This window comes from Treponema putidum, from assembly GCF_000755145.1.
GTDB classification, from domain to species: Bacteria; Spirochaetota; Spirochaetia; order Treponematales; family Treponemataceae; genus Treponema_B; species Treponema_B putidum.
In genome coordinates this window covers 2,601,894-2,615,068 of the sequence record NZ_CP009228.1, presented here as the reverse complement: position 1 = coordinate 2,615,068, position 13,175 = coordinate 2,601,894, and the positions used below count along the sequence as shown (strand labels likewise).

General features: G+C 32.4%; 9 protein-coding genes and 2 pseudogenes. All 11 read left to right on the top strand.

The annotated features are described in order from the left end of the window. Window positions 1–21 precede the first annotated feature (21 nt). Window positions 22–906 (top strand): annotated as a pseudogene (locus JO40_RS15400) (RHS repeat domain-containing protein); the annotation flags it as partial. Next, complete coding sequence (locus tag JO40_RS15395; RefSeq protein WP_420864569.1) at window positions 898–1,479, top strand: M91 family zinc metallopeptidase; 582 nt, start codon at window positions 898–900, stop codon at window positions 1,477–1,479. The pseudogene JO40_RS15400 and the gene JO40_RS15395, both read left to right, overlap by 9 nt. A gap of 10 nt (window positions 1,480–1,489) precedes the next feature. Next, window positions 1,490–2,041, top strand: a complete 552-nt coding sequence (locus JO40_RS12000) for a hypothetical protein (protein WP_044979518.1) — start codon at window positions 1,490–1,492, stop codon at window positions 2,039–2,041. A 7-nt stretch (window positions 2,042–2,048) separates the two neighbouring features. Next, window positions 2,049–2,303: pseudogene (locus JO40_RS15390) on the top strand (RHS repeat-associated core domain-containing protein); the annotation flags it as partial. A gap of 320 nt (window positions 2,304–2,623) precedes the next feature. After that, window positions 2,624–3,736, top strand: a complete 1,113-nt coding sequence (locus JO40_RS11990) for a tetratricopeptide repeat protein (protein WP_044979517.1) — start codon at window positions 2,624–2,626, stop codon at window positions 3,734–3,736. A gap of 278 nt (window positions 3,737–4,014) precedes the next feature. Next, window positions 4,015–9,003 (top strand): RHS repeat-associated core domain-containing protein, encoded by a 4,989-nt coding sequence (locus JO40_RS14910; protein WP_084224549.1) that lies wholly within the window; start codon window positions 4,015–4,017, stop codon window positions 9,001–9,003. 699 nt (window positions 9,004–9,702) lie between these two features. Next, complete coding sequence (locus tag JO40_RS11975; RefSeq protein ID WP_044979852.1) at window positions 9,703–10,749, top strand: hypothetical protein; 1,047 nt, start codon at window positions 9,703–9,705, stop codon at window positions 10,747–10,749. A gap of 58 nt (window positions 10,750–10,807) precedes the next feature. Beyond that, the gene (locus tag JO40_RS14905; protein WP_245608895.1) at window positions 10,808–11,218 is read left to right on the top strand and encodes a DUF3997 domain-containing protein; all 411 of its coding nucleotides are present in this window, start codon (window positions 10,808–10,810) and stop codon (window positions 11,216–11,218) included. A gap of 109 nt (window positions 11,219–11,327) precedes the next feature. Then, entirely contained in the window at window positions 11,328–11,915 is a 588-nt protein-coding gene (locus tag JO40_RS11965; protein ID WP_044979516.1) for a hypothetical protein, read from the top strand. A 12-nt stretch (window positions 11,916–11,927) separates the two neighbouring features. Further along, window positions 11,928–12,245: a hypothetical protein gene (locus JO40_RS11960; RefSeq protein ID WP_044979850.1), complete on the top strand. Its 318-nt coding sequence runs from the start codon at window positions 11,928–11,930 to the stop codon at window positions 12,243–12,245. 423 nt (window positions 12,246–12,668) lie between these two features. After that, a complete protein-coding gene (locus tag JO40_RS11955; RefSeq protein ID WP_010697351.1) occupies window positions 12,669–13,112 on the top strand; it encodes a hypothetical protein in 444 nt (147 codons plus the stop codon). Window positions 13,113–13,175: the final 63 nt, after the last annotated feature.

Genomic DNA, 13,175 nt, shown 5'->3' with positions numbered 1-13,175 from the left:
GTAGAAATAACAAAAAAAACTATGAAAACAACCCCTTGCTTTTTTTCACAACCTAACTATCTCTCTCGGACAGCGATTGAAGCGGAAATCCTTTTTGCGGTTTGTGTAATCGAAAAGCAAGCTCTGACCGGAGGAAAGAGCCTTGCCTGTGAAGACAAATACAGCAAAAAGATTGGAGCGAAAAGCGCGGTGCTCAATTTTGTTTTCTTCGTAATGCTAAAAAACAAAATTGAGCAGTCCGCCGCTCAAAGCTGCTTAAAAAACAACTTATTACTAAACCGCTCCACTGAAAGGACTTTTGAAAATAGGTGGAGCAGATACAAGGAGTTAGGCAAAAAAGTACCGCAGGCGTATCGGGTATACGTCGAGGACACTTTTTTGCCGTGCGACGCAGGAGATGCCCGCATATTTTCAAAAGAACACGAACACGGGCTAAAAGTAAGCAAACACATCTTTGTCGGAAACTCAAGATTAGTAACTGCTATGACACATGCTGATAATAACGGTGACACAACCGAGCAGACAGAAAAAAGATATTATTATCATGCAGATCACCTACAAAGCGCACAGTTTATAACAAATGTCAGAGGAGAACAGTATGAACACATAGAATATACGCCCTATGGGGAACTCTGGATAGAAGAGACTGCTCCCGGAATCGATAAGTTACCGTTTAGGTTTACGGGGAAAGAGCTGGATGAGGAAACAGGATTGTATTATTATGGAGCTAGATACTTGGATCCGAAATATTCGAGGTGGCTGAGCGGGGATCCTGCGTTAGGAGAGTACGTTTCAAAAGATTACTATGGTGCTTCTGGTGGAATTTACAACACAGCCAACTTAAGTGTGTATCACTATGGAGGCAATAACCCTATTACTTATACTGATCCAGATGGAATGGAAATCAGAGCTATAGGTGAAGATGGAAATACTTATATATGGGATGATGAAAAGAATGATTTTTACAATAAACATACACGTGAATACGGAACAGAAGATGAATTTATAAATTCCGTGAAAGATAACTTTATTTATTTGAAAGAAAGTTCGTATGCAAAAGATATTATAAAAAGTGTTTCGCAAGCAAAAAATATTGCAACAATAAAAAAATCTCGTGTTACAAGATATAGTATACCTAGATTCTTTGCTTCTAAAAATATAAATATATTTTATGATCCCGATTTAGTATATTTTATAAATGATGGGACTGGTTCTTATGGAAGTCCTGATACGGCGTTATTTCATGAGATCTGCCATGCATATGGACATTTAGTTGAATATAAATTGCAAGAACGTAGTAAAGATAAGAGTGTTGGTTATAAATGGCATAATGCAGAAGAATATAATGCCGTCCAAATGACAAATCGAGCAGCTATACAGCTAGGTGAACCTATACGAAATGACTACATTTCTGCTCGTTTATTCCCTAAGAGTTTTAAAGAGAATCCTGCATTACCAAAATTTAAAAATAATCAATAAGGTAAATGATATGAAAAAAAAATTATTTTTGACTTTGATTATTACGGTAATTTTTACATTGGTTTCATGCAAATCCTATGAATTGGAATATATAAAATATAAAAATCAAATTGATGAAGTCGGGTGGGTCAATATTTATATTGTAGACAGCAATTGGTTTTGGGGAGAAGAATGTTTTTTTGGCAGAAGTTCTCCGTACCATGATTTGATTACAGAAGAAGATATTCGGAATAGTAATCCTATAAAGATAGAATTACCCGAAAACAGTGCTCAGCTTGCACGCTTTATGACCTTATTATATTCAGCTAAACGGATAAAAGTAAGAAATAATAAAGTAAAGATTAAATATTATAAAGGTATTGAATTGTATTGGGAAGAGGGAATGGTGATAGACGTTTATTACAAAGATTCTAAACGTGTTAAAGATACATATATTATGCAGAATAGTGAAGCTGTATTTTATAAGAAAGGTGAAGAAGGAGTTTATTATAAAATGCCCAAGTTAATTTTAAATAAATATCATATTAGCAATTCTGAAGTTTTTGTGTATGAAAAAGATTGATATTAAATTTGCAGGCAAGAAGCTTGAAGAGGAAACGAGTTTATATTACTATGGAGCGAGGTACCTTGACCCGAAATATTCGAGGTGGTTGTCAGGAGACCCGGCATTAAATGATTACATACCTAAAGCTCCTGTAAATGACGAAGCGAAGAAACACAACGAGAACCTGCCGGGACTGGGTGGAGTATTTAATGTTGTAAACTTGCATGTATACCACTACGCGGGGAATAATCCGATTAAGTATACCGATCCGGATGGAAAATGGTTTTTTATTGATGATTTACTTGTTTCAATTTTTGCAAAGTTAGAAGGTTTGCAAGATGAAGGAATATTTCAAGGAATGTGGATGTCTTTTAAAGCATCATGGATGCATCCTATTGATTATGGAAAAGCATTTATTAAATTTGTAAAATTTATTTATGAAAAATATAAAGTGTTGAAAATTCCAATTAATAATAAATTAAAATTTTTTATTGATTGGGAAAAGAAAAGAATCGGTGTAAAAACACCGGATATAAAAGAAACTGAGATGAACATACCTGAATTTAAAATATTTGAAAATAATGATAAGGAGAATATGCAATGAAAAAAATAATTTTTGTTATTTTAGTGCCAATTGTTTTGTATGAGTTTATTTCTTGTAATTCTATTCCAAATAGTGAAATAACGGAGAAAGATAGTTTTATTATATATCAAATGAATCTTAGTAAATATGAAAGACAAATTGAGAAAGACCCCAATAATTATAAACTCTATTATGAGCGAGGTTATTATTACAGCTTATCCGGCTATTATGATTTAGCAATACATGATATAAACAGATCATTAAAAATAAATCCTAATTATGAAGAATCTATTTTACTGCGAGGTCTTATTTTTTATGCAATGATGAAATATAATGAAGCTATTGTAGATTTTTCTAGAGTGATAGAATTAATTCCCAATGATCCTAGAGCTTATAACAATAGATCGTCTTGTTATTTAGAATTTGGTGATTTCGAGAAAGCACTTTGTGATATTAATAGTGCAATAAAATTAGACCCGAAGGATTCTTTGCATTTTAAAAATAGAGGAGAGATATTTTATCGTCTGAAAGATTATGACAATGCTATTTTAAATTATACACAAGCATTAAAATTAAACCCGAGGGATTCCGATGCTTATTTTTCACGAGGTTTGTTTTATGAAACGATAAAAGATTATAATAGTGCATTATCCGATTATTATAAAGCCTTGAAGTTAAAATATCGTTCCAACGATATTTATTTTCATATAGGCCTTTCTTGTTATGCTTTAAAAGAATATGATAATGCAATAAATGCTTTTAATAAATATATTAAGATTAATAATACTGATGCTGAGGCTTATACATGGAGAGGTAGTATTTATTTTATATTGAAAAATTATGATAATTCGATAAAAGATTTGGATATGGCTATAAATTTAGGCGGCAGTAATGAAGTAGTATTTTATAATAAAGCCGTCGCTTTATACTCAAAAAATGAATTGAATGAGGCCATTGATTGTTTAGAAGAAGGTATAAATTTATTTCCTGATTATTATGATTTTTATCAAGTAAAAGCAAAAATTTATCGAAGTCTGTCTGAACAGACGAAGGATGAATATCAAAAAGGTATGTTTTTAAAGCTTGCAAATGACTGTGAAGTAGTTTATAATAGTAAAAAAAATAATTGAGGTTAATATGTTTTTTGTAAATGATTTATACTTATTGTCTAATTATGTGCAGAAGGTTGGATAGATAAACAATGAATTTGTGCAAATAAAATATAGAAAATAAATTTTATGTAATAAGGCTCAAAGATAATAAATTATTGGTATATAATAAAATAAAGGAAAAAGAAACGGTGTATATATGTAGAAATAAAACTTTTTTAGACAATGTGGTATAACCCCGAGCTATTGCTAATGATTTTGTTATGGATATTTTAAGATTTAAAAAACAAGAATGAGAGATGAAATGGAAAATTTACCTTCTTTTTTTGATTGTATTTGTATTTTTGGTATGTATTTTGTTAATTTATATTCATATGGTGGGTGGTAAAAAAAACTTTAAGGTAACCAGTAAAGAAATGGAAAAAATGAAAAATAGGAATTTATTAAAACAACAAGATAGTTTAACTTCTCGGACAGCGATTGAAGCGGAAATCCTTTTTGCGGTTTGTGTAATCGAAAAGCAAGCTCTGACCGGAGGAAAGAGCCTTGCCTGTGAAGACAAATACAGCAAAAAGATTGGAGCGAAAAGCGCGGTGCTCAATTTTGTTTTCTTCGTAATGCTAAAAAACAAAATTGAGCAGTCCGCCTGTCAAAGCTGCTTACGCCTCTTTGAGCTTCGAGTTTTGCCATTCGGCAAAACATCGGGGACTAAACTTTTAAATTTACTAAAAAACCCCACTGACAGGACTTTTGAAAATAGGTGGAGCAGATACAAGGAGTTAGGCAAAAAAGTACCGCAGGCGTATCGGGTATACGTCGAGGAAACTTTTTTGCCGTGCGACGCAGGAGATGCCCGCATATTTTCAAAAGAACAAGAGTATACAACCTATTACACCTACGAAGACGGCTACTATGATAGAGAAACAAAGGAATTCTACGGCTTTGCCAAGGTAACAAAAAGAAGCGAGGGCGGAACCGTACAAGAAACCGAATACTATAACGATAAGTATTATAGAAAAGGCATGGTAAAAAAAAGCAAAACCGTATACGGAGGATTTACCTATAACGAAAAAGAAATAGAAGTAGACACATCTCCCCATGCGAGAATAATAAAAGAAGAAGTAATTCAAAGAGAAAAAGATAGCCCCTATAGTTACCTAAAAACGTCTAAACGCTATGTATACGATAAATACGGCAACGTTACAAAGCTCTATGATGAAGGAGACGTAACAAACACAAAAGACGACATAACGGCAGAAATAACTTACTGGAAGGAGGCGAGTGAAGAAGCCTACTTTAAGGCACACCCTGAAAAAATAGAAGTAAAAGATACAAACAATAAACTCCTACGCAAAAGAGAAGGAAGCTATGACAGTAAGACGGGAGCCTTAACCGAACTAAAACAATACACATCACAGTCCGCTTACCTTATAAACCGTATAGAATGGACGGATGAAGGAAGTATAAAAGCAGTAACAGCTCCAACCGGAAAAAGAATTGAGTACAAATACTTAGACGGCATATACCCGATTGAAATAAAAGAAGTAAGCGCAAAAGGAGATCAAACTTACACAAGCGAAATAGAATGGGACAGCGTCTTAGGCGTAAAGTTAAAGGAAACGGACAGTGCAAACAATACAATGACTTATAAATATGACGGCTTTGGAAGAGTAACAGAGGTGAGAAGTCCCTACGACACAGACAAAACCCCTTACGCAAAATATACATACTTTACACCTGAAGAAAGATACTGGTACACCGTAACCGAAAACAAAATAAGCACAAGAAAAGAAGATAAAGCAGTAATGAAGACGGTAGTAATCCACGATGGTCTGGGAAGAATAAACTACACAGCCAAAGAAGGAGAAGTATACATTGAAGGAACCATAGATTCTACTCAAACAGGCTGGAATGTTTCGGGAGCGGTTTATTATGATGAAGACGGAAGAAAAAAAGGAGAAGGACAGCCTGTGTTCTATGGAGGAGATATACAAAATGAATTAAGCGGAAGCTCAAGTCAAATCCTTTTATATGAAAAATTAAACGAATTAAAACATCCTACAAATTATGAATATGACGGACTAGGCCGCGTAATAAAAACAACCCTTCCCGACGGAAACAGTCAAAAAACGGAATACTCGATAGACGCTTCGCTTCAAATAACAAAAACAACCGACCCATTGGAAAACATAAACATCAGTAAAAAAGATATAAGAGGAAACATAAAAGAAGTAGAAAGATGGGATAAAAACAATACCTTACTAACCAAAGCCCGATACGAATATTCGGTATTAGGAGAAATGTTAAAAGCCTACGACGCTAAAGACAACTTATTGGCAGTAAACTATGACATGCTTGGACGGCGCATAAGTTTAGAAAGCCTTGATATGGGAAGAAAAGAATGGAACTATGACGATAAAGGCCGCTTGGAGTATGAAAACGACTCCGTATTAAGATCAAAATTAGCGTCAATAAAATATGAATACGACGGACTGGACAGAATCATAAAAATAGACTATCCTTTTAGTGAAGATGTAGAATATGAGTACGGGGTACCGGGACAAAAAGGAGCGGGAGAGGTAATCCGCAAAAAAGATGAAACGGGAGAGACAAAATACGAATACGGCCTACTAAACGAAGTAAAGGTAGAAACACGGACAATAAAGAGGGGAAGAGAATTTCAAAAGCCCGTAACCGCCGTGTTTAACTACGAAGCCGATTACTTAGGCCGAATGCAAAGCATAAGCTACCCCGACGGAGAAGTGTTAAGCTACAGTTACGACAAGGGAGGACAATTAAAAGGAGTTATAGGTAAAAAAGGAATAGAAACCTATAGGTATGTAGACAATATCTTGTATGATGAACACGGTCAGAGAGTCTACATCAAATACGGAAACGGAGTAGAAACAAGATACAAATATGACCCTGCACGGCGTTGGCTAAAAGACATAAAGACAGAAAACAAAGATAAGAATTTGGTATTCCAAAAAATAAACTATAACTTTGATGCAGTAGGTAATGTAGGAGGGTATATAAATACTTCAAGCAAATATGAAACAAGTCAAAGCTACAGTTATGACAATTTGTACCAACTTATAAAAGCCGAAGGAACGCACAAACAATACGGAGGAATAAACCCTAACCCCGATAACCCGCATCCTTCAAATCCCTTACACACAAATAAATACAGACAAACCTTTGCCTTCGACATAATAGGGAATATGACGAATAAAGATAGTACTACGAACATTCAAGGCGGCTCAATAGGAACTACGGATGACACAAAACTAAACTATGAACTGGATTATGAGTATGACAGTAAATATGCACACCGCTTAATAAGAGCGGGCAATAGATATTACCGATACGACGCCAACGGCAACATCACTGCAGAAAAAGACGGCCCCTTTACAGAAAAGGAAGAGTTTACATTTACCTACTCCTACTTTGCAGAACATGACGTATACGGCGTAGATTACGGCTTTGACTTAGAACCCCCTGAAGATGACCCTGCAAACCTAGAAAGTGGAGGCACAACAAGTACTACACCTACAGGAGGCTACAGAAGAGATTATACATGGAATGAACGCAACCTATTGATAAAATCAGACGATAAGTTAAACACAGTAATATACCGCTACGGAGATGACGGACAGAGAGCCTTAAAATTTACTCAACAGAGTAATAGCGAAACTCTTTATTTCAATAACTTTTATTCGGTACATCAAGTTGCCCATGAACCTAATCACGAACATGGGCTTAGAGTAAGTAAACATATATTCGTAGGCAACTCTCGTTTAGTAACTGCAATGACGCACACCGACAACCACGGCGACACAACCGAGCAGACAGAAAAGCGTTACTACTACCATGCAGACCATCTACAGAGTGCGCAGTTTATAACAAATGCTAAGGGTGAACAGTACGAACATATAGAGTATACACCATACGGAGAGTTATGGATTGAAGAGACTGCTCCCGGAATCGATAAGTTACCGTTTAGGTTTACGGGGAAAGAACTGGATGAAGAGACGGGACTGTATTATTACGGAGCGAGGTATTTAGATCCTAAATACAGTAGGTGGTTATCAGGAGATCCGGCACTTAATGAGTATATACCAAAAGCTCCGATAGATGATGAAGCGAAAAAGCATAATGAGAATTTACCCGGTATGGGTGGTGTGTTTAATGTTGTAAACTTGCACGTGTATCATTATGCGGGGAATAATCCTGTTAAGTATACTGATCCGGATGGTAGAGAAACTAAGCAGTCTGGTAAAGGCACTATTGATGAACCCTTTATTCAAATAACTGTAACTAATGCAGAAACTGATGCATATAAGTATACTACTACTATAAATTATATAAGTTATATGGATAATGGAAAGATTTTTGAACAGTATTCCATCAATTCTTCTTTTTTGATTAAGGATACTGAAGCCGGTACAAAATTGGCTAATGACATGAATGTAGGAATAGATATAGGTTATACTTTAATTTCATCCATATTAATTGCTTTTACAATGAAACAAGAGGTATTTATGGAAATATTGTTAGTTCTAATAAATTGTAGTGTATTGATTTTTATTTTTCTTTTTTTAGGTAGATGGTTAATACGTCCATTTAATAAAAAATACTTGTATATATATGATCCTGATACAGATTTCAGAGAGCGAATATATAAAATTAAAGAAATTTCTGAATTTATTTTGAGATTCATAGCATGTTATTTAATTGTTTCTTTAGGAACTAAATTAATAACATATGTTTGTATGATAATTTTAGGATTTATTTCTGGGCTTTTGATTGAAGAAGATAGAGGAAAAAGAAAAAAGGTGGGTTTTAGAATTATGAAATTCAATTGCAATCGGAAATTACCCATCAACTTCACTTCTCGGACAGTGATTGTAAGGGAGCGAAAGCAATTTATAAAAATTGCTTTCGCTGTACATCTTTCCGCAGCAATTTCTGCGGAAAGATACCGAAGCGATAGCGGAGCCCTGAAAAGCCCGGTGCTCAATTTTGTTTTCTTCATAATGCTAAAAAACAAAATTGAGCAGTCTGCCGCTCAAAGCTGTTTAAAAAACAACTTATTGGAGGTTTTTCCGCTTACGGTAGGAAGCGGAAAAACAATGGCTTTTGAAAATAGACATGATGGATGCAAGGAGAGAGAAAAAATTAACCGCAGGCGTATCGGGTATACGTCGAGGAAACTTTTTTGCCGTGCGACGCAGGAGATGCCTGAACTAAATGACTATATACCGATAATACCGATCTTGGAGAAGTAAAAGTTACAGAAGTAGTAAAATATTCAATTGATTTTTCTAAAAAGGATATATTAGTATTTACTGCTGTTGATAAAAAAAATAAAAGCACCTTTAAATGCTGGAAAAACATTTTCATATTTAAAAAAAAGAAAAATTGTTTTTTGTTAAATTTTTTAAAAAAATGGAGATAGAATGAAAAAAAATATTTTTTATTACTGAATTAATCATTTTAGGATGATTTGTATATTTTATATTATTGGGTATCGATTATGCTGTCAGTGGTTCAATGAATACAAATAATATTTTTTTTGATTTTTTAGGAGGATATGTTGCTTTTCAGTTATTTTTAGGTGACAAACTATATTGGCTTATACACGGTTACCATACTTTATTATTAATGTTGATATTTTTATCCGTTAAAATTGTTGGTACTGATAAAAAAATATTACATATAGCCCTTGTTTTTTTACTAATAACAAATATAATTTCATATTATGTAATTGTGTTTTTTTTAAAATTACTTTTAGAATCTATTTTTATAAAATTATAAATAAGTTTAGATATTTTATTTAAGAAAGCGCATAGTATTAATAAAATGAAGGCGTTTTTTAGAAAAAAAGTAAAAGGCTGTACTATCTCATTAATTTTTGATAGAATAGCTATATCTTATGATTAGTCGGAGTGAGGATTGATTATGAAAAAACCTATTATATTTTATTAATGGTTTTTGCTTTGCTTTTTTCATGCAAAAAAAGCGATGAAGAAAAACTTTCAGGTAAAGTTTCTAAAAAAACTGAAGTAATTACAACTAATACTGAAAAAGAAATTTCAAAACAGACTGCCGGTTTTGATAAAGACAAATTTTATGAAAGAAGCTTTTTGCTTGATTGGAATTCTTTTATACCTAAGGGGCGTAACAGTAATTTTCTCCCTTCATCATACAGTTATACTAAACATGGGGTAAAGTATAAAACCTTGATTATATGGAAAGCATATACCGAATACGGAATGGATAAATTGCTTCAAAGTTATGCTGAAGGAGGAGAGATGGGCGGTCAGTCTTATACAAAAGATAATGCAGGAAAAAAGCTGCTTGTTGCAGGCTGCAAGTATAATGAAAACGGATGCCTTGTATCAAGTATAGAACCTATCCTTTACGGTGAAGGCGGGCAAATGGAAACTCTATATGAGTATGACTCATATCATAGATGTACTGCTTCATATAGCAGGTATATTCCTGAAATTGATTTAATTCCTTACAGCGCTGAGTATGATCAAAAGGCTGAAAACTGCATTATAACGCAGGAAGGTTCAAAGAAGTATACTCCCATAAATAAAACAAACGATGTATTAGAATGTAAATCTTATTATGTTCACTCTGACGGAAAAAAAGATTTAATTTCTACAATAAAAGAAGGAAAAACTGAAGATTATTTTTTTTATAATAATCAGAAAGTTCTTTTAATAAATAATCGGCTTGAAGAAATAAAAGATGAGAATGGTGTATGGAAGTTTTTGTATAATGAGGATGGACAAATACTTGAGGCTGTGCAAACTTCAAATAATAAAGTAAATAAAAAATTTTTTGATGCAAAATATAAAAATGGTGAATTAATTGAAAGTAAATATGATGATGGAAAATATGTAATAAAAACTATTTATAAAAAATATGATAGTTTTGGAAACTGGCTTGAAGCTGATATTTATTATAATTACGATGGGAATTGTTTATTTACTATTTTCCGCGATATTGAGTATTATGAATGACAGTTGATTAACTTATATTTTATTTCTGAGGAGGCTTTAAGATTATCATAGAATTACGGTGTTTGTTAAAATAGACAAAAAAGATTGTACAATTACAGTTGTATTGGTTAATGGGTATGAGGTATGGCATATTAATGGCGATGATATACATATAGGCTTTACAGAAGACGGTTTAACCTTGAAAACATATTTAGACGATAAATTGATAGGTGTTCCGCCTTATGTTACAGCTGTATGGCATGATGACAGATATATTATTGCGCGTCATATTTTCCCTGATGATATAGCTGATTATAAGGAGGGAAAGACTGTAGAAAAAGATTATTATTTAGTTGATTCTAAGGAAAGGAAAAGTTATGGACCATATAAAGATCTAAAAGAGCTTTTCATCGAAACAAATATACCTGTTGTAAAAAATGTAACATGGGTGTTGAGTTCAGAAATGTATAAATTTCAAAAGAAATATTAATAATTAGGTTATTAAAATAGTAAATTATGAAACTAAAACTTTGTATTTATTTCGTTTTATATAATTTTGTTAATTTTGTCTAAATAAATAGATTATTAAGGGTTTGACTATGAAAAAATATTTTGTTACTATATTGATCTTTCTTTTTTGGGTAAAACTATCATCTCAAGAACTTCTTCCTGATACAAAATATTATTCTGATGATGGAAGTTCATATTTTAAATTTACAGAGCATGGCGGTGTAACTAAAGGATTTATATGGAATAAGAAAACTCAAAATGAACTTATGATTTTTTCACTTGAATTGCGTTATAAACTGAGAAAAGATGCTATTAGATGGTTTAAGAATAAGATTTTCGAAATTAAAATTCATACAGGTAATCCGGGCGTTTATTCTATTTTTGTGTCAGTGAATGACGGAATAATATTTAATCAGGTTAATTTTGTGATGGCAGTAGATATTACCGGAAGCTATACACTTGTAGGAGAAGAGGATGTTTATGTGTTGGATATATTCAAAGGAAAAAAGATATTTTATATAAATCGTAATTATGATAACACTGCAATTAAATATTTACTTTTTGATTTGAAAGAAACTAAGTTTCTTGATAATGGAGATATTGTAATTGCTTATTATAACTTGTCTATGAAAAAAGTATATGAATTAATAAATAAGAATGATTTTATGAGGTTTTGAATGAGTAAAATTATGAAAAAAATTGGAATATGCATTGTAATATTGACTATAGTATTTGTAATTCTTGCTAGAACAGATGAGTACTATGCCAGTGAAAAATTAATTTTTGATACAGCAGATATTATAAATGGTAATTATTATTTAACTACTAAAGAGAATATGGAAGATGTTCAGGTATCAGTTTTACGGTGGTACTATACTAACATGGTAGTTAGTATTTTATTAGTATTATGGGTTTTAACGGGGTTATTATTTTTATATGTAATGGGGCGCCATGTATTGCCTTATTTTTGGTATAAAAAATACGATCATATATTTGATGAAACTTGATTTGTGTGTGTTGTTAGAATAAACAGTTTGGCTATGGTGCCCGACACTTGTTTTTTTTTATATTTTATGCAATAATAAAAACTATAAGAAAGCTTTGGGATTCTTAAGGGCAAGGTGCTTGCTCCGTCCTTTTAAACAGCAGTTTTGAAGACAGGAGGGGCATAGGGAAGGGGAACAACCAACAACGTTTCGAAGTAAAGAAACTTTTATCTGACAAAAGTGTCTTTTCTTCCCTTTAACTATGTGGATCCGGATGGAAAAAAACATTTGATGGTAGGTGTTGGGGAATTTTCTAATGATCCAATAACAGAAAATGCATTAAGGAGACAATTGTAGTATAATGAAAGGCTTACACATTGATAATAAAATATTTCTAAAAAAGATAATGCAACTATTTCTGTAATTAGTGAGTAATTGGTGAATATGAGTTGCAAGATAATTATTGAACGTGATGAAATAGTAAATGGTTACTCTAAACAGTTATTAAATATTGCAAAAATAAAACATATTAATTTAGATGTTTTTTTTCAAGCCTATAAAGGTATTGAGGGGATTGTAGTGGATAGAGAAAGTATTTACTCTAACTGTATTTGTGTAGATCAAAACCATAATATAAATAATAAATGTTATGGATTTGATGTAGGAATTCTTGATATTGATTATTATTCCTTTTCTTCAATATACAATGAGATAATTTTTTCCTCATATGATTTTTTTTATAAATACAAAGAGAATCTTAATAATTTTTTTCTTTTTCCGACATATTATGAGGCTTCTCAATTTTTAAACTTTCATAAGCAAATATATGAAGAAGGAAATGATGTTGAACATACGGATTTACTTAGTATTTATAGGATATTAAAATAAATTTAGATTCTATCAGATATTTCAATATGGAAAAATTACACGGGTTATAGCAGTTTATATGAT

Excerpts from the sequence above, each read along its gene's own strand:
- JO40_RS11960 (WP_044979850.1), top strand. The coding sequence starts at position 11,928 with ATGAAAAAAATTGGAATATGCATTGTAATATTGACTATAGTATTTGTA.
- JO40_RS14910 (WP_084224549.1), top strand. The coding sequence starts at position 4,015 with ATGAAATGGAAAATTTACCTTCTTTTTTTGATTGTATTTGTATTTTTG.
- JO40_RS11975 (WP_044979852.1), top strand. The coding sequence starts at position 9,703 with ATGGTTTTTGCTTTGCTTTTTTCATGCAAAAAAAGCGATGAAGAAAAA.
- JO40_RS15395 (WP_420864569.1), top strand. The coding sequence starts at position 898 with ATGGAAATCAGAGCTATAGGTGAAGATGGAAATACTTATATATGGGAT.
- JO40_RS11990 (WP_044979517.1), top strand. The coding sequence starts at position 2,624 with ATGAAAAAAATAATTTTTGTTATTTTAGTGCCAATTGTTTTGTATGAG.
- JO40_RS11965 (WP_044979516.1), top strand. The coding sequence starts at position 11,328 with ATGAAAAAATATTTTGTTACTATATTGATCTTTCTTTTTTGGGTAAAA.
- JO40_RS11955 (WP_010697351.1), top strand. The coding sequence starts at position 12,669 with ATGAGTTGCAAGATAATTATTGAACGTGATGAAATAGTAAATGGTTAC.
- JO40_RS12000 (WP_044979518.1), top strand. The coding sequence starts at position 1,490 with ATGAAAAAAAAATTATTTTTGACTTTGATTATTACGGTAATTTTTACA.